Below are 17818 nucleotides of genomic sequence, written 5' to 3' on the forward strand. Positions count from 1 at the left end.
CTTATTTCTTACTTAACATAGTCTTTCTTGAAATTTTCTCTATCAAATCGTCCCCTCGTAAAATGAATAGGCAAAAAAAAACCCACAATTCGCATCGTGGGTTTCGCACTATTTATGACTGTTCTTTTTCATCCTCAACAGGCCAGTCGCGGATGTAGGCTTTCAACATCTTATTCTCAAAACTTTGTGCTTCTAATACCGCACGGGCAACGTCATAGAAAGAAATCACGCCCATCAAAGTTTTTGCATCCATTACCGGCAAATAACGTGAATGTTTTTCTAGCATCATACGACGTACTTCATTCACTTCGGTCTCTGGTGTTACCGTCATTGGATGGTCATCCATATATTTGCGTACTGTACCGTCGCCGAGTGCACCACCATTTTTATGGACAGCACGTATCACTTCACGAAAGGTCAACATTCCAACCAGATCACCGAACTCCATGACGATCAAAGAGCCGATGTCTTTTTCTTCCATAAAGCTCACCGCTTCTTTCATCGGTGTATCAGGCGTAATGGTAAAGAGAATATTTCCCTTCACTTGCAGAATTTCAGAAACTTTCATTTTATTCCTCCGATCTGGTAATGCATTACGGCCAATATGCTGTCAAACACTCAAGACTCAGCCTACTTGTCTTTGCTTTCTTTCATCTAATGTATCGCAAGCACCCAGAAAAATCTAGTGATAAAGAACAAGTATTTTTGATTTATTGCAAGATGTTACGGGATCTGTGGTTTGAAGAAATTGAAAGCGAAGTCAAGTCTTTTCAAAAACTTGCCAAGTGCGTAGGATGTCGGCATCCAATTAGGGAGAATACCAGTTTATGAGCGGTCCAAAATACCCAGGCTTTGACACCATGTCATTGCATGCCGGCGCCGTAGCCGATCCAGCTACCGGTGCACGTGCCACCCCCATTTATTTCACATCCTCATTTGAATTCAAAGATTCTGATCACGCGGCCTCTTTATTCAATATGGAGCGCGCTGGCCATGTTTACAGCCGTATCACCAATCCGACCAATGCTGTCTTAGAAGAGCGCATGGCTGCACTCGAAGGCGGTGTCGCTGGAATCGCGGTTGCCAGTGGGCAAGCTGCATTGCATCTTGGACTCTCCACGATCGCCGGTGCTGGCTCGCACATCGTCGCATCACGTGCGCTATATGGTGGTACGCATAATTTGTTGGCTTACACCATGAAACGTTTTGGGATAGAGACGACTTTCGTTGATCCACGCGATCTTGATGCTTGGCGAAATGCGATACGCCCGAATACCAAAGTTTTGTTCGGCGAGACTTTAGGCAATCCCGGTTTGGATGTTTTCAATATTCCCGCTATCGCAGAAATCGCACATGAACATTATTTGCCATTGATGTTGGATTCGACTTTTACTACACCTTACTTGTTGCGCCCGTTTGAACATGGGGCGGATTTGGTCTATCACTCTGCTACCAAATTTTTATGTGGACATGGCACTGCAATAGGCGGTGTACTAGTCGATGGCGGCACCTTTGACTGGCAAGCAGCTTATGAAAAAACAGGTCGCTTCGCTGAGTTGTGCGAGCCTTATGAGGGTTTTCATGGCATGGTATTTAGTGAAGAATCGACCGTTGGCGCATTTTCATTACGTGCCCGCCGTGAAGGTCTGCGCGACTTTGGTGCCTGCATGAGTCCACACAATGCCTTCGCGATTTTGCAAGGTATAGAAACGCTGGGATTGCGTATGGATAGGCACGTTGCTAATGCACGCAAGGTGGTTGAATTCTTATCTTCTCATGCTGCGGTCGAGAGCATCGCATTTCCCGAACTGGAATCCCATCCCGATTATGAACTCGCCAAAACTATGCTGCCTAAAGGTTGTGGCTCAGTCTTTAGTTTCAATATCAAAGGCGATCGTGCTGCGGGTCAACGCTTTGTCGAGTCTTTGAAAGTCTTCTCTCATCTCGCCAACGTGGGTGATGCCAAATCTTTGGTGATTCATCCAGCTTCCACCACACACTTCCGCGTACCCGCCGAGCAATTGGCTGCATCTGGCATTAGCGAAGGCACGATCCGTCTTTCTGTCGGATTAGAAAATGTCGATGATCTGATAGAAGATCTCACGCGTGGTTTAAAAATGGCACAGAAAGGCAAATAAGATGCATCTGACGATACAGAATAAAGAAGTCTATGCGTACACAGGTGGCAAAGCCTTCAATCCGAATTTACCAACCATCATCTTGGTGCATGGCGCTCAAAACGATCACTCAGTTTGGGCAATGCAATCGCGCTATTTAGCTCACCACGGTTTTAGTGTGCTGGCGATTGATCTACCAGGTCATGGCCGCAGTGCCGGGCCAGCATTAAGCAGTGTGGAAAAACTGGCGAGTTGGTTATTAGAATTGATCGAGCTCAGTGGCGTCCAACAAGCCTATGTGGCTGGTCACAGCATGGGCTCATTAATTGCTTTGGAAGCCGCCAGCATGGCGCCGGAACGCATACAAAAACTCGCTCTGCTTGGTACCGCGTTTCCGATGAAGGTGTCGGATGCCTTATTGTTTTCAGCGCAGCATGATGAGCAATCAGCGATTGATATGGTGAATATTTTTTCCCATAGCAGCAATACACATAAGCCGTCTTGCCCTGGTCCTGGCTTCTCGGTGATGAATAGCAGTATGCGCTTAATGCAAAGAATCTCTGCAATCAATCCTGCGCAAGTTTTTTTCAATGACTTCACTGCTTGCAATACTTATTTGAACGGTGAAGAAGCGGCGAAAAAAGTGCAATGCCCGACACTATTTTTATTAGCACGTCAGGACATGATGACACCTGTCAAAGCCAGTGCTTTGCTATCGAATGCAATTAGCAATAAGCAAATTCACATCATTGAAAACTGTGGACATTCGATGATGAGTGAACAGGCTGATGCGGTGTTGGATGCGTTGTTTGGGTTTATGAAAAACTGAGCTGATTCTTAGCAATGCATCCCAAAATGCTAACATTACCGCTTAATAAATTTGATGTGGAAACTGCGACCACGATTGCCAAAGCAGATTGGCCGAAGATTGAGCCAATCGCGCTTCAATTGCTCGATTGGCTACAAGACGCTAATTGGCCCGTTGCCGTAGTTTTAGCACCTGCATTGGCAAATATTGGCGCACCAATCGCTCCCTATATTAAACAAATACTTCAATCTGACGATGCCACTTGGAAGTACAACTTAATACAACAACTTGTTGCAAGGTCAGCGGAACTGACGCACACGCTTAAATCAGACCTTGAGCGCATCGCCCAAAATCCAACTTTTGCAGAACACTCTGAAGAAGTTGATTGTGTCGCTTTTCATGCTTTGTCTAATTTGAATATGGAATAACAATTAGGAAGATCGATCATTACAAAGCCTTAGCTACTGATCGCCGCATACCCGATAAGCTATCCAATATCTTAGCAATTGTTTCTTGCACCATATTTTCTATCCTCGGATCAACACCGCCCGCATTCAACACCATCGAGTTATTTTTCAACTGCTGAATGGCGTCTAACTGCGACAAATGCAATTTCAATGCCTCGACACTCAAACACAATCCCATATCGAGTTCACTTAACTCGCGATGTAGCTGTGTTTCCAACTCTTGCTCCAATCGCAAACGTGCTTGCGCCATTTGCCCATCATCTTCCAACCAAACTGCTTGCTCACCTTTCGCCTGCATGCTGGCTTGTAATCGCTGAGTCGCAATTTGTTCCTGTTGGGTTTGTAACTGCGCGCTGATTTGGTCTTGCGCTGCGACTTCCATGCTATTGAGTCGCAGATCCACATCGGTGGTTGACGTAAACTTCACCAGAATCGCGACCATTTCTATCGCAAAAAACCAAGTTAGCCACCAAATCAATTGAAAGCGGCGATTAGCATCATTTCGGACTAAATCTGCCACTGCTGCAAAGTCAGCAGCGAAGCCAGATTGTGCGGCGAGTGTAATTTTTTTCTCTTGTGATTCGCTGAGCGACAATTCTTTTTGCTTAGCTTCTGCGATGTGACCTTGCACTTGTTTTTGCTCGTTAAGCAGTACTTTCTTTTCTGCGTTTTTTTGCAGTTTCCATTCCAATAGTTTACTCATCACAAGGCTATCAGCATTTTGGCATGGTGCTTTTGCAGCATTTAGTTTTTGATTTAATGCATCGATTTTTGCGTCCAATAAAGCGTCGGGCGCAGCCACACTTGCAGCCGCGTTTTTCTGCAACATTAAAGGTCGCAATTGACGTTGTATAGCAAGATCATTTTTCGCAAATGTTTGCCAACACAGTTTGGCACGTTGTCGATATGCAGCCAAATCGGGTGGCTCGCTAGCAAGTGCTACATCGACTTGTTTAATCGCGCCTTCTACCCTTGTTGCATCTTGACGCAAAGCCGGCAACCCAACCGCAAGTTGGGCTGACTGCACATTATCAATCAAACGAGTGCGCGCCATCTCGCCGACTTTGACATCTATCTCGGCGCGATTACTTTCGACAAAAAACGGATACACCATGGTCGATGCCGATAACAAGGCTAACAAGCCGCGCCAACTTAAACCAAATAGTTTCTTCCACCACGCTGCGTCTGCGCGAATACTAATCAGCATCTGCCGTTCTAAACACCATTGGAATACCGCCCAAATCATTCCTGCCGTAACCGCACCCCAAGCAGAAATAGTACTCATGGTCGCAAGCATGTGTCCCATGCCATAACCAGAAAAGAGCGCGAAGAAGATGACTAAGGAACCAATCCCATAATATTTATGACGCCCTCGCATAAAACGATAAACGCCTTGTTGATCGCGCTCTTCTAACACCTCTACAGGAACCGCCGCTGATAAGGCGAGAAAACTCAGGGCGGCACGTCGCCACTGCCCACTGCCGCTGTGAGATGCGGGGACAGAATTCACTGAAGCATGCATAGTCACCTCACATATTACGGAATAAAACCATGAAGGGCTGACTGACGGTGAGCGTCTCTGGTCGTGCTTTTAGCTTGACGATCCCTTTGCCCGTATCATCGCGCGCAATAGAAGAAATAGCTTTTAAATTGACGATAGTGGAACGATGAATTTGTTTAAAAATATTCGCGTCGAGTAATTCGAGTAATTCGCGTATAGGTTTGCGCAACAAAGATTCGCCTTCGGCAGTCATGACAACCGTGTATTTATTATCGGCTTTAAAATAAGCCACATCATCAACCATAATCAGTTTGGTTTCTGCGCCGGAGCTAGCGGTCAGCCATACCAAAGGTTCATTTTTTTGTGTGCTTTGAAATGCAGCTTGCAAACTCTTACTGCCGCCAAGATTTAGTTGTTGCAATAGCGTTGCTACTGCATTCAAATCTTTCATCGCACGAGTTTGTAGTCTTTGCACAGTGGCGGATAAACGATCATAAGTGACCGGCTTCAATAGATAATCAACCGCACCTTTATCAAACGCATCAATCGCATACTGGTCATACGCAGTGACAAATACAATCTGCGTATGTGGACTACTTAGCTTCATGGCCTCTGCGATTTCTATACCAGTTAATCCAGGCATTCGAATATCTAAGAAGGCGACATCAGGTTGATTCTCAACGATAGCCTCTAGCGCGCTAGCGCCATCATCACACGCAGCGACTATTTCCAAATTAGGCCAAGCTTTATTCAACTGTTCAAGCAAAGCCTCACGTAATAGACTTTCGTCTTCAGCAACGACACATTTAGGCATTTTGTTCTCCTTGCAGAAAACTAGTCGGCACTGTAATCGTTGCCGCTACACCGCTAGGAAAATTCGCTACGATGTGAAAATTAGCATTATTGCCGTAAGCCAAACGCAGACGTTCTCGCACATTTCTTAATCCAATACCCGTTCCCGCACCTTCTGCGCTAAAGCCACGTCCGTCATCGGCGATCGTCACCGCTACATTATTTTCATGCGCACGCGCTAAAATCCAAATCGTGCCACCACCGGTCTTTGGTTCCAAACCATGCTTAATCGCATTTTCAACCAGGGTTTGCATCATCATGGTGGGAAACAAAACTGGCTTTAAATACTCTGGCACTTCAATTTGAAAATTAAGGCGTGATCCCATACGTATTTTCATAATATCGAGATAGGCTTTAGCTCGCTCCAATTCTGCCCCAATCGTGGATGGCGCATCTTCTGTCTTGGGCAATGAATGCCGCAAGTAAGTGATTAAATTTCCAAGCATCACATCCGCGCTGGCTGGATCAGAGCGCGTTAGTAGTTGCGCACTGGCGAGCGTGTTGTACAGAAAATGGGGTTCCACTTGCGCGTGTAGCAAATTCAGTTTGGCGACGGTTAATTCTTTCTCCGTCACAGTTTGTTGCGCACTCGCTTTTTCTTGTTTACGACTATCTGCAATGCGGCGTGAAATTGCACGACCCAAGGCCTCGGCATTTTCTAAATTGGTACCATTATCAACTAAGAACCAATCTGTCCATGCAGCACGATCAGGCTCACAGATTAAGGTGACGCTACAGGTTTCCGAACCTGGTGAAACCGTCGCCAGAATTTGATTGTTACCGCTTTCCAGCCATTGAAATAGTTTTGTTTCGCTTAAAAAATCATTATGATAAGGATGAATGCGTTTGATTTTTGCGCGCAATTGCAAACTATCTGCAGCACTTTCAACGCGCTCCGCACCAGGTAACTCTTTGATTGCCGCTTCAATTAATGCGAATGCCGCGTTCGCATCCAAAGGAATTTCTATTTGCCGACGCTGACGGTTAGACAGTGTTGCAGCATTGACGTCCATCGTGATTAAACGCACACGTCTTATATGAGAAAACGCGCCTATCATCGCAAAAAAACCTGCGCCTAGCGGCAAGATTTCAATCCCATTCACATGACCTACGCGAAAGATCACCTCAGTTAAGGTTACCAAAATGATGAGGACTGCCATTCCCCAACCAAAAGCGATACGGGCGATAAAGAAAAGACTGGTTAACATTGTATTCTCCGTAGATTAGATGCTGGCAAGCTTAAGCAAACATCCAATAAAGATCGCGTATTATCCGATGAAAGACAAAAAATAGAGATAAAACCCCGATTTAAAGACGTAAAAAAGTTCAACGACCACAAAGCTGCTAGATAGTTTGTCAGCGATCTAATACATAGATAAACTAAGCCCCATCTTTTATCCAAGTCGACCAATTATCCTTTGCGCTATGAACTCCTCTCGCCGTCATTTTTTGCAGCAAGCCGCTATCGCCACAAGTGCAACGCTACTCGCCTCCCCTTCATTAGCAACACAGAAAAAAGGAATGCGACTGATCTTACTCGGTACCGCGGGAGGTCCCACTCCAAAGAAAAATCGTGCAGCGCCGGCGCAAATGATACTGATCAATAACGAGGCATACATTATTGATTGCGGCAATGGCGTTGCACAGCAAATCGTCAAAGCTGGCGTGAAATTATCAACCGTACGCCATGTCTTTTTAACTCACCACCATTCCGACCACAATGCCGATTATGGCAATCTAATGTTGTTAGCATGGGCAGCGGATTTGAATCATCGCATTGATACTTACGGACCAGCTCCGATCAAACGCATGACTCAGCAATTTTTAGCCTTGAACGATTTTGATATTCAAACTCGCATACATGATGAAGGTCGTCGTCCACTCAAGTCGATGATAGTTCCTCACGAAATTTCACATCAACTAAAGCATAATGGGCTTGTTCTACAAAATGCGCAGATCAAAGTCACCGCGACGCAAGTCGTACATCCACCAATTAAGTCTGCGTTAGCTTATCGCTTTGAGCATGCAGGAAAATCTATCGTGATTTCTGGTGATACGACTTACTCAGAAAATCTAGTCCAGCTAGCAAAAGATGCCGACGTGCTGGTACATGAAATCATGCACACACCCGCCTTGGATCCATTACTCGCAACCGAACCGAATGCGACGCGACTAAAAGAACATTTACTCGCGAGTCATAGCACGGCGGAACAAGTCGGACGAGTGGCAAGCGAGGCCAAGGTCAAAAAGCTCGTGCTATCGCATTTTGTACCTGGCGGCTATCCTTATCTAGAAGATAGCGTTTGGCTGAACGCGGTACGTCCTTATTTTGACGGAGAAATTATCGTAGGCAGTGATTTGATGGAAATCGCGGTGTAGAGCTTGACTGAAACTTTGCTTGATTCGACTTTGACATTTTAACTGCGCTCATACAAAAATATCTACGTGAAGTGAATGCTTTGTGATTAGCAAACTTACTTACGCTCTTTTGCTTTTTCCTGCATCAACTCTTGCAAAAAACTCGCGATATCGCGACGTTCCGATTCGACTGCAAAATCATAAGCAGTCCAGCCCAACATATTTTTAAGCGAAATATCTGCGCCTTCGGCAATCAAAAACTTCACGACATTCATTTCACCACGACGCGCCGCAAGCATCAATGGTGTGGTCTTATTGGGCGTTTCTGCATCGATGTAGGCGAAACGGGCAATTAGCATTTCAACGATGTCGAGTCGCCCGACTACAGCGGCATAATGTAATGCAGTCCAACCAGTTTGATTCACTTGCGCTCCTGCTTCAATTAAGCGTTGTACAGTTTCTTTTTGCTCTAGATAGGCGGCCAACATGATGGCCGTGTCGCCATTTTTTGCTCGTTGATCGAGTTGAATTTTCGGATGCGTTAGTAAGTAGTCAAACACTTTTTGCGATTGTTCTCGCACACTGATCATCAACAAAGTTTCGCCGCGATCACGCTCTGCCAAATTCACATCACCATCGTGCTCAGCAAATTGTTTGATCGTACGCAGGTCATCAAATCTTGCTGCGCGAATGATCTTATCTGCCCCAGAAGATGATGATTGCGCCCAGATGACAGGAGAAAAAAGAAACAAAACAAACCAAATAGTCAATCGACTACATTGACGAAACTGGCTAGTTAGTTGAAATTGACACATGAAATTTCACGCTCCTCAATGGGCTCGTGCAAATTGAAACAAATCAAAAAAGTTTTGCGTGGTTTGTTCTTGCACTTGCTTCAGCGGTAGCTCTTTTAAATCCGCCAAAAACTCGCCGACATGTTTTACAAAGCCAGGTTCATTCATTTTGCCACGATGCGGTGCGGGAGCCAGATAAGGTGAATCCGTCTCTATCAAAATTCGCTCAATCGGCAAGGCTTTCGCGACGGCTTGTAAATCTTTTGCACTCTTGAAAGTTAAGATTCCCGAGAAAGAAATATAAAAACCCATCTCCACCGCTGCTTGTGCCACCTCTAAAGATTCGGTGAAGCAGTGCATCACACCCGCCACACCGCCTTGATCAGTACCTGCGCCCTCTTCGCGCATAATGCGTATAGTATCTTCCGCCGCTGCTCGGGTGTGAATAATCAAGGGTTTGCGACTTAAGCGTGAAGCCCGAATATGCTGGCGAAAACGCTCACGCTGCCATTCTAAATCGCCCTTCAATCGAAAATAATCCAAGCCAGTTTCACCAATCGCAATGATCTTAGGATGCTGCGACAACTCAACTAAACGCTCTGCACTTGGATCTTCCGTATCTTCGTAATCAGGATGCACGCCAACCGATGCGTAGATATGCGGATACTGCTCAGCAAGCGCCAAAACTTGTGGGAAGTCGGGCAGATCAACCGAAACACACAACGCATGGGTGACGCCATTGTCTTCCATGCGTTGCAGTAGCTCAGGCATACGCGCTGCCAATTCTGGGAAGTTAATATGACAATGAGAATCGATATACATGGTGAAAATTTCCTGCTGAATTTGAATGCGACTTTGAGCTACTGATTGTTAAGGCGTCTTGCCGTGTAATGCTCGCTGCACGGTTCGCGATTTCCTAACGCGAGCTTTGCGAATGGATGCGCGACCCGACTAGCGATTATGAATAAGATTGAGCACCGCTTGTGCCGAGATACCCGCCGTATCACGCAACAAATCCTGGTGCATATTGGCAAAGCGCAGCTTTAATCGTTTTTGCAAAGCGACGTCATTGAGCTGCTGCCACAAAGCATCTGCCATATTTTGCGGTGTTGCTGCGGATTGCAAAAATTCTGGTACCAAGAAATCTTCGGCAATGATGTTCGGCAAACCTATCCAAGGCTGGTAACCCATGTGCTTTAATACATGCCAAGATGCCGCCATCATCTTATAGGCGATCACCATCGGTTTTTTAAACAAGGCGACTTCCAATGAAGCCGTTCCTGACGCCACCAACACTACATCGGCAGCGGCAATCGCTGTGTGTGACTTGCCTTCCATGAGCAGAATCGGCACTTCATCCAATTGCGCAGCCAATACCAGCTCGGAATAATATGCTCGCTGTTTTGCACCAACCATCGGCACCAAGAATTGCAAATGCGGATCGCGTTGTAAAAGTAATTTTGCCGTCGCAATAAACGCTGTCGTATTGTATTTAATCTCCGACATACGACTACCCGGCAAAATCGTCACAACACGTGCGTCTGCTTCTAGTCCAAGTTCCTCACGCGCGGCTTCCACATCCGGCTCCATTGGTATCACTTGTGCCAAAGGATGCCCAACGTAAGTCGCGGGAATGCCTGCTTTGCGATAAATCTCTTCTTCAAACGGAAAGATCACTAACATATGCGAAACCGCTTCGGCGATCTTTTTGATTCTGCCGCCACGCCAAGCCCAAATCGATGGACTGATGTAATGCATGGTCGGAATCCCAGCGCGCTTGAGTTGAACTTCTAAATCCAAATTAAAATCTGGCGCATCAACACCAATAAACACATCAGGCTTTTCGTCCAACAACTGCGCCATTAATTGTTTGCGTATCCCTGAAATTTCGCGATAGTGCATTAACACTTCGAACAAGCCGCGGACCGACAGCTTCTCCATAGGATAATCGCTTTGAAATCCATATTCGGCCATGTGCTTACCACCGATCCCATGCATCAAGGAATCGGGCAATTGCGGACGCAAGCCCGACAATAAGCGGGCTGCCAACATATCGCCAGAGGTTTCTCCGGCGACCATAGAAATAATAGGACGAGTCACAATGATGAGGCTGTGTTCATGAATCGACTTAACGCACGATACCGCGCGTTGAAGTATCGAGGAATTGACGGAATGTCGAAATATGTTCAGCGATTTCTGCCGATTGCGCAGCAATTTCCTTGTCCAATTCCGCTTTTGCTTCGTCTAAAGTCAGACCCGATTTGTACAAGGTTTTATAAGCCTGGCGTATCGCAGAAATTTGTTCACGACTAAAGCCACGACGCTTCAAACCTTCAATATTAATGCCGTGGGCGGCGGCTGGATTACCATTCAAAATCACAAATGGCGGCACATCCTGCGTCAAACTCGTGCTCATCCCTACCATCGCATGCGCGCCAATTTTGCAGAATTGATGGACGTTGGAGAATCCACCCAAAATCACCCAATCACCAATATGTACATGGCCGGCCAAAGCCGCATTATTCGCGAAAATCGTGCGATTGCCGACGTGACAATCATGCGCAATGTGCACGTAGGCCATAATCCAGTTATCACTACCCACGCGTGTGACACCGCCATCTTGCACCGTACCTAGATTAAAAGTGCAAAATTCACGTACCACATTGCGGTCACCGATCTCCAGCAACGTTGGTTCACCCGCATATTTCTTATCTTGCGGTGCGGCGCCAATCGAAGAAAATTGGAAAAACTGATTGTCTTTACCTATCGTCGTATGACCTTCAATCACCACATGCGGACCAATTGTCGTACCCGCATCGATACGCACATTGGGGCCGATAATTGAATAGGCACCAACTTCAACACTAGAGTCGAGTTGTGCTTTGGGATCAACAATTGCGGTGGAATGAATTGCCATCTTTATGCTCCTGTAGAAGCGCTAGTACCTGTCGCAGCTGCGGTTTTCAGTTCGTCGTTGGTGGTGCGTAATGTGCACATTAATTCTGCCTCGACTGCCAATTGGCCATCCACCGTTGCCACAGCTTTGTATTTCCAAATGCCACGCGCAACGCGTAAAATTTCCACGTCCATTTTCAATTGATCGCCAGGGCCTACTGGGCGCTTGAAACGCACATTATCGATACCAACGAAATACACAATCGTATTTTCATCTGGTTTTTGGCCCATCGTCAGGAAGGATAAAATCGCTGCCGTTTGCGCCATGGCTTCCACCATCAACACGCCGGGCATCACTGGCTTGTTTGGGAAGTGTCCATTAAAAAATTCTTCATTTGCCGTGACGTTTTTGATCGCTGTAATTGATTTGCCGCTTTCCCAAGTCAACACGCGATCAACCAACAACATCGGATAACGATGTGGCAGGTATTGTTTAATCTGGTTGATGTCCAAGCTTTTATCGATGTTTTCCATACTATTCTTCTGAGTTAGAGGTATTTGAATATTGAATCGCTGATGCAGAAGTCTGTGCTTTGACAGTCTTCTCTAATTGTTTGAGTTTGTCGCGCATGCTATCGAGATTGCGCACAATCACCGCTGTTTTCTCCCAATCGGCGTTCTTTGCCAAAGGATAAAAACCAGTGTATTGGCCGGGTTCTAAAATCGAACGTGACACCATGCTGCCAGATGAAATATGCACGTTATCGACGATAGTCAGATGTCCTAAGACCATCGCAGCACCACCAAAGGTACAGTTCTTGCCGATCTTGGCACTACCTGCCACGCCTACACAACCTGCCATCGCGGTATTTTCGCCGATATGGCAGTTGTGTCCAATTTGGATTTGATTGTCGAGCTTGACGCCATTTTCGATAATGGTATCAGCCAAAGCACCGCGATCTATGCTGGTATTGGCACCAACCTCAACATCGTCACCTATCACCACACGTCCAGTTTGTGGAATCTTGATCCATTTACCTTTTTCATTGGCAAAGCCAAAACCATCCGCACCAATCACCGCGCCAGAATGGATGATGCAACGCTGCCCGATCACGCAATCATTGTAAATACTAACATTCGCATTGATTTGACTATGATCACCAATCGCAACGCCTCGACCTATCGACACACCGGCGGCGATCACCACATGCTCACCAATCACAGCACCAGCTTCAATCGACACATGCGCTGCAATACTCGCGCTGGCTGCTACTTCCGCTTGCGGGCTTACCCACGCTGACGGATGTACGCCTTGAGTTGCCGCGATAGAATTGATATCGAAGAAGTACTGTGCAGCTTTCGCAAAATACACGTAAGGATTCGCAGTAATGATGCGCGCACCTTGGTAGCTATTAGCTAATTGCTGATGATCTTGTTCTGACAAAATCAAAGCGATCGCCTGCGTTTTTTCCGCTTGCGATCTGAATTTGGAATTGGAGAGGAAGGTGATATGACGATCGCTCGCATCACTTAATGGGGCAATGCCGACGACCTGAATATCAGGATTACCAATTAACTGACCACCGAAGCGATCGACTAACTCCCCTAGTCGAATGCTTTTATTTGTCATTTTTATTTGGAAAGTGCTTTCAGTACTTTATCTGTAATATCGATGCGTGGATTAACATAAGAAGCGTCTTGTACCACGATGTCAATTTTTTCTGCCTCAGCAATTTGGCGCACGATTTTCAAAGCACGTTCGCCCAGCGCAATCGCTTCTTCTTGACGACGCTGTGCCAAATCTTCATTGTAAATACGTTGCTTACGATTAAAGTCTTGATCCAGTTCAGTTAATTCACGCTGACGACGAAGACGCTCGACTTCGGACAAAGACGGCGCATCTTTTTCATACTTGCGATAAGCACTACGAAAACGCTCATTCACTTCATCAAGTTCTTTTTTGCGCTTAGAGAATTCTTGCTCGATACGGGATGATGCAATTTTTGCTGGAACCGACTCGTCCAAAACGCGCTGTCCATTAAAAAAAGCAACTTTAAAGTCCTGCGCCTGTACTTGCGCAAAAGCTAGCAACGAAGCCGCGCCAAAAAAGAAATTGCGCATCAATTTGGACGGATTAGATATGTGACTCAAAATATTCTCCACATTACGAACTTCAAATTACCAACAAGCGAATCTCAAACGCAAAACAACTATAACATCTAGGAAATTAGAATCCAGTTCCCATTGTAAACTGGAAGCCCTGACGACGATCATCCGGTTTCGCATTTAAAGCCTTACCGAAACTCAATTTCAAAGGCCCCATAGGGGAAATCCAGCTAATCCCCATACCTACCGAGGTTTTCATATCCTGAGCGCGAATTTTTTGTCCTTCGTCGAACACATTACCGACGTCAAAGAAGGTGAACCAACGCAAGGACTTATCTGCACCAGGGAATGGAATTTGTAATTCTACATTACCAACTATACGTGTGGCACCACCAAGTGTGTCTCCACGCGGATCTTTGGTTCCTAAAGATCCAGGTTCAAACCCACGAACCGATCCAATACCACCAGCATAGAAGTTTTTAAACACAGGATAAGGTTTACCTGCCAAACCATGACCATAGTTGACCTCACCGTTCATCGCCAAAATGACTGAGCGATAAACCGGCTTGTAGTACTCGTGTTTATAAATTGCACGATAGTACTTAAACTCGCCATAAGCAGAAACTTCAAGATTAATTCGTTGATAACGGCCGATTGAAGGCGTCAATACATTATCACGACTATCACGCTGCCAAGCGACCGATAAAGGAATCGAATCATTGGTCGCACTACCGACACCCCACAAAGGATTGGTAGGATCTTTAACAATTTCTCGGCCGCCAAAATCAGCAACATACTTCAAGTAGCGATATGGACTGTCGGTATAAGTATCAATTTTTGAGCGTTCTAAACCGATACCGAAAAATACGGTATCTAACTCAGAAAATGGAATCCCGTAGCGTAAATTACCGCCAGAGGATTGAATACGGTAGTAACCATAAGCACCAATCGGCGGCAAGGAAGTACGAATATAAGCATCGATACTACGGCTAATGCCGTCGTCAGTTACGTAAGGATCAACGTGCGTTAACGCAATCGTCCGATTGTATTTACTGGTGTTGATATCCAAGCCTATCGTGTCACCGCTACCGAACGCATTTACTTGCTGGATAGAACCTGTGATCGTCACTTTCTCAGCACTAGAATAACCAGCACCAATCATGATGTTACCGGTTGGTTTTTCAGTGACGCTCAAGTTGACATCAACCTGATCAATGCTAGTTGGCACTTCAGGTGTGTCAACAGTAACTTCTTTAAAAAAGCCCAAATATTCAACACGATCACGCGATACTTTAATCTTTTCGCCGTCGTACCAAGAACCCTCAAATTGCCTAAATTCACGACGAATAACTTCATCACGGGTACGCGTATTGCCAGCTAAATTAATGCGGCGCACATACACACGCTTGCCTGGATCAACGAAAATAGTAAATGCGACTTCTTTTTTCTCTTTATCTACCAAAGGATTCGCGACGACATTCGCAAAGGCATATCCAAAATTACCCATGCGATCAGTAATTCGCTTGGTACTTGCGGTTAATAGGCCCGCATTGTAGGTCTCGTTTTTCTTCAGCAACATGAGCGAAGCTAGTTCATCTTCACGGCCAAAAGTCTCGCCTTCAATCTTGATGTCGGTAACTTTATATTTATCACCTTCATCAATATTTAAGGTGATGTAAACTTGCTTTTTATCTGGAGTAATCGAAATCTGAGTGGAAGTGACTTGCATTTCCAAGTAACCACGATTTTGGTAAAACGAACGTATCGTTTCGACGTCACCTGACAACTTTTGCTTTGAATATTGATCCGCTTTGGAATACCAACTAAACCATGTTGGTGTACTCAAGGCCAGCATTTCTTTTAATTCACCGTCAGAAAATGCCTTATTTCCAATGATATTAATTTGCGCGATTTTGGCAACATCGCCCTCGTCAACAGCAAACGTCACGTTAACGCGGTTACGTTCAATAGGGGTGATGGTGGTGGTAATTTGTGCGCCGTATAAACCACGTGACAGATATTGTTTCTTTAACTCTTGCTCAGCGCGATCCACAGTTGCTTTATCAAAGATACGCGTTTCGCCAACGCCAATATCTTTCAAGGCTTTAACTAATTGATCTTTTTCAAATTCTTTGGTGCCAGTGAAATCAACGGCAGAGATGGTTGGTCGCTCATCCAAAAGAATAACCAATACGCCGTCTTCTACTTCTATCTGCACATCTTTAAAGAAACCAGTTGCAAACAAAGCTTTAATTGCTGCAATACTTTTTGCATCATTAAAAACTTCACCAACTCGCACAGGCAGATAACTAAAGACCGTTCCCGCTTCAGTTCTTTGCAGACCTTCAACGCGGATTTCTTTCACTGTAAATGGTTCAATTGCAAGGGCATGACCAGAACACAAAGCTAAGGCTGCTGCGGAGATGAGATGACGAGGAAATGCTGGCAAAGTTAAATTCTCTAAAGGTAATTTCATTGGGGTTTTTCAGTCTCAATATTTCTACTTGATTGCAGCTTTTACAACGCAGCGATGAATAAGCTACGTATTATGACATCTGTCGGACGATATCATTAAAAAAAGCAACAAGCATTAAACACAACAGCACAGTTAGCCCTCCTCGCTGCGCCATCTCTACATACTTCTCGGGAATTGCTCTCCCTGTTAAAACTTCCAGCGAATAATACAACAAATGGCCGCCATCTAACACAGGTATAGGGAGCAAATTCATTACACCTAGACTGATACTGATCAAGGCGATAAATTGAAGATAGCTAATCCACCCTATCCTTGCAGTCTGACCGGCATAATCAGCAATCGTGATTGGCCCTGTAATATTGCGCCAAGAGACTTCACCCGTGAGCATTTTGCGTATCATTTTCAGCGTAAGCACACTGGTATCCCATGTACGCACCATACCGCGATAAGCCGACTCAATGACTGGATAAGATAACTCGGTCATCTCAAGTTGCGCTCTAGGAGCAACTTGGATTTTTCCTACGATTTTTCCATTTTCTTCAACCGCTTCGGGTGTAACCACCACCTCAAATTCTTGTCCACCACCAAGCACTAACATCGTCAACGGCTTATTCGGCGATGCGTTGACCATATCTCTAAATGCTTGACTATCTAACACAGGCTGATCATTGATTTGCATAATTTGATCGCCTGGCTTAAGACCTGCTTTGCTGGCCGCACCACCTTGAATAACATCATTCAAAATCGCCGGTGGTCGGAAAAACTCTATGCCCAACTTATGCAAAAAATCCGATTCGAAGTCGGCTGAATTCAATTGCGACATCGGCAATTTCATTTCCATTACATCCGTACTGCTATGGCGATCTGGATTCTGACGCGCCACTTTTACTCGTGCCTCAGCTCCATCTAAGCCTAATTGCAGAAGTTTCCAGCGCATATCAGACCACGATTGCACTGGTTCTCCATTAATACTTTGAACTAAATCGCCATGACGCAAGCCTGAGGTATAAGCCATGGAAGTTTCGGAGGCAATTCTTAGCTTTGCCACAGGATCAGGCGTGCCATGTGTGTATAAAGCAGCGAACAAAAAAATCGCCAATATAAAATTAAAAATCGGCCCCGCAGCGACGATGGCAATTCGCTGCCAAACCGATTTGCGTGAGAAATCACCCTCCAATTCCTGCGGACTAGCGTGAGAAACATCGACTTCTCTTGAGTCATAAAACTTTACGTAGCCACCCAATGGGATAGCGGACAGAGTCCATTCAGTCTCGCTATTTCCAAACTTTTTGATCCACAAAGGCTTACCCATTCCAACTGAGAATCTCAGCACTCTCACTCCACACAAACGGGCAACCCAAAAGTGTCCTAATTCATGGAAGATAATTAGAATTCCTAGCGCAAATATAAATGCGATTACGGTTTGCAGAAATTGTAAAGTCAT

General features: G+C 45.4%; 17 protein-coding genes. 4 read left to right on the forward strand and 13 right to left on the reverse strand.

The window, feature by feature from the left end; genetic code table 11:
• Positions 1–112: 112 nt before the first annotated feature.
• Complete coding sequence (locus IE103_RS01385) at positions 113–568, reverse strand: CBS domain-containing protein (RefSeq protein WP_189344221.1); 456 nt, start codon at positions 566–568, stop codon at positions 113–115.
• A gap of 259 nt (positions 569–827) precedes the next feature.
• Here IE103_RS01385 and IE103_RS01390 point away from each other — a divergent pair, with 259 nt between their 5' ends.
• From IE103_RS01390 to IE103_RS01400, 3 genes are read left to right on the forward strand one after another with little or no spacing between them, the layout of a single operon-like run.
• Entirely contained in the window at positions 828–2138 is a 1311-nt protein-coding gene (locus IE103_RS01390; protein ID WP_189344222.1) for an O-acetylhomoserine aminocarboxypropyltransferase, read from the forward strand.
• Position 2139: 1 nt separating this feature from the next.
• Positions 2140–2946, forward strand: coding sequence for an alpha/beta fold hydrolase (locus tag IE103_RS01395; protein ID WP_189344223.1), 807 nt, complete (start codon positions 2140–2142; stop codon positions 2944–2946).
• Positions 2947–2972: 26 nt separating this feature from the next.
• Positions 2973–3353 carry a DUF5071 domain-containing protein gene (locus tag IE103_RS01400; RefSeq protein ID WP_189344224.1) on the forward strand — a complete coding sequence of 127 codons (381 nt, stop codon included), beginning with the start codon at positions 2973–2975 and terminating at the stop codon, positions 3351–3353.
• Positions 3354–3372: 19 nt separating this feature from the next.
• Here the strand turns inward: IE103_RS01400 and IE103_RS01405 are convergent, their stop codons facing one another.
• The 3 genes from IE103_RS01405 to IE103_RS01415 are packed head-to-tail and all read right to left on the reverse strand — an operon-like array spanning position 3373 to position 6953.
• Positions 3373–4914, reverse strand: coding sequence for a DUF4407 domain-containing protein (locus IE103_RS01405; protein ID WP_189344225.1), 1542 nt, complete (start codon positions 4912–4914; stop codon positions 3373–3375).
• A 7-nt stretch (positions 4915–4921) separates the two neighbouring features.
• Positions 4922–5707 (reverse strand): LytR/AlgR family response regulator transcription factor, encoded by a 786-nt coding sequence (locus IE103_RS01410; RefSeq protein ID WP_189344226.1) that lies wholly within the window; start codon positions 5705–5707, stop codon positions 4922–4924.
• The gene (locus tag IE103_RS01415; RefSeq protein ID WP_189344227.1) at positions 5700–6953 is read right to left on the reverse strand and encodes a sensor histidine kinase; all 1254 of its coding nucleotides are present in this window, start codon (positions 6951–6953) and stop codon (positions 5700–5702) included. Before IE103_RS01415 ends, IE103_RS01410 begins: the two co-directional genes overlap by 8 nt.
• A gap of 217 nt (positions 6954–7170) precedes the next feature.
• Between IE103_RS01415 and IE103_RS01420 the strand changes: the two genes are divergently transcribed.
• Complete coding sequence (locus IE103_RS01420; RefSeq protein ID WP_189344228.1) at positions 7171–8124, forward strand: MBL fold metallo-hydrolase; 954 nt, start codon at positions 7171–7173, stop codon at positions 8122–8124.
• 95 nt (positions 8125–8219) lie between these two features.
• On the opposite strand, the gene IE103_RS01425 is transcribed toward IE103_RS01420, so the two are convergent.
• The 9 genes from IE103_RS01425 to rseP all read right to left on the reverse strand — a co-directional run bounded on the left by IE103_RS01425 (position 8220) and on the right by rseP (position 17818).
• Positions 8220–8918, reverse strand: coding sequence for an ankyrin repeat domain-containing protein (locus tag IE103_RS01425; protein ID WP_189344229.1), 699 nt, complete (start codon positions 8916–8918; stop codon positions 8220–8222).
• Between the two features lie 15 nt (positions 8919–8933).
• Entirely contained in the window at positions 8934–9719 is a 786-nt protein-coding gene (locus IE103_RS01430; protein WP_189344230.1) for a TatD family hydrolase, read from the reverse strand.
• 129 nt (positions 9720–9848) lie between these two features.
• Complete coding sequence (gene lpxB / locus IE103_RS01435) at positions 9849–10997, reverse strand: lipid-A-disaccharide synthase (protein WP_268248935.1); 1149 nt, start codon at positions 10995–10997, stop codon at positions 9849–9851.
• Between the two features lie 28 nt (positions 10998–11025).
• Complete coding sequence (lpxA, locus tag IE103_RS01440) at positions 11026–11814, reverse strand: acyl-ACP--UDP-N-acetylglucosamine O-acyltransferase (protein WP_189344231.1); 789 nt, start codon at positions 11812–11814, stop codon at positions 11026–11028.
• Between the two features lie 2 nt (positions 11815–11816).
• On the reverse strand, positions 11817–12326 hold the full coding sequence (fabZ, locus tag IE103_RS01445) for a 3-hydroxyacyl-ACP dehydratase FabZ (protein WP_189344232.1): 510 nt from the start codon (positions 12324–12326) through the stop codon (positions 11817–11819).
• 1 nt (position 12327) lies between these two features.
• Entirely contained in the window at positions 12328–13422 is a 1095-nt protein-coding gene (gene lpxD / locus IE103_RS01450; protein ID WP_189344233.1) for a UDP-3-O-(3-hydroxymyristoyl)glucosamine N-acyltransferase, read from the reverse strand.
• A gap of 2 nt (positions 13423–13424) precedes the next feature.
• Positions 13425–13943, reverse strand: coding sequence for an OmpH/Skp family outer membrane protein (locus tag IE103_RS01455; RefSeq protein ID WP_229827005.1), 519 nt, complete (start codon positions 13941–13943; stop codon positions 13425–13427).
• Positions 13944–14019: 76 nt separating this feature from the next.
• Positions 14020–16374 (reverse strand): outer membrane protein assembly factor BamA, encoded by a 2355-nt coding sequence (gene bamA, locus IE103_RS01460; protein ID WP_189344234.1) that lies wholly within the window; start codon positions 16372–16374, stop codon positions 14020–14022.
• Between the two features lie 70 nt (positions 16375–16444).
• A complete protein-coding gene (rseP, locus tag IE103_RS01465) occupies positions 16445–17818 on the reverse strand; it encodes an RIP metalloprotease RseP (RefSeq protein WP_189344235.1) in 1374 nt (457 codons plus the stop codon).

It is taken from the genome of Affinundibacterium macrobrachii (genome assembly GCF_014652415.1).
In the GTDB taxonomy this organism is placed as follows: Bacteria; Pseudomonadota; Gammaproteobacteria; order Burkholderiales; family Burkholderiaceae_D; genus Undibacterium; species Undibacterium macrobrachii.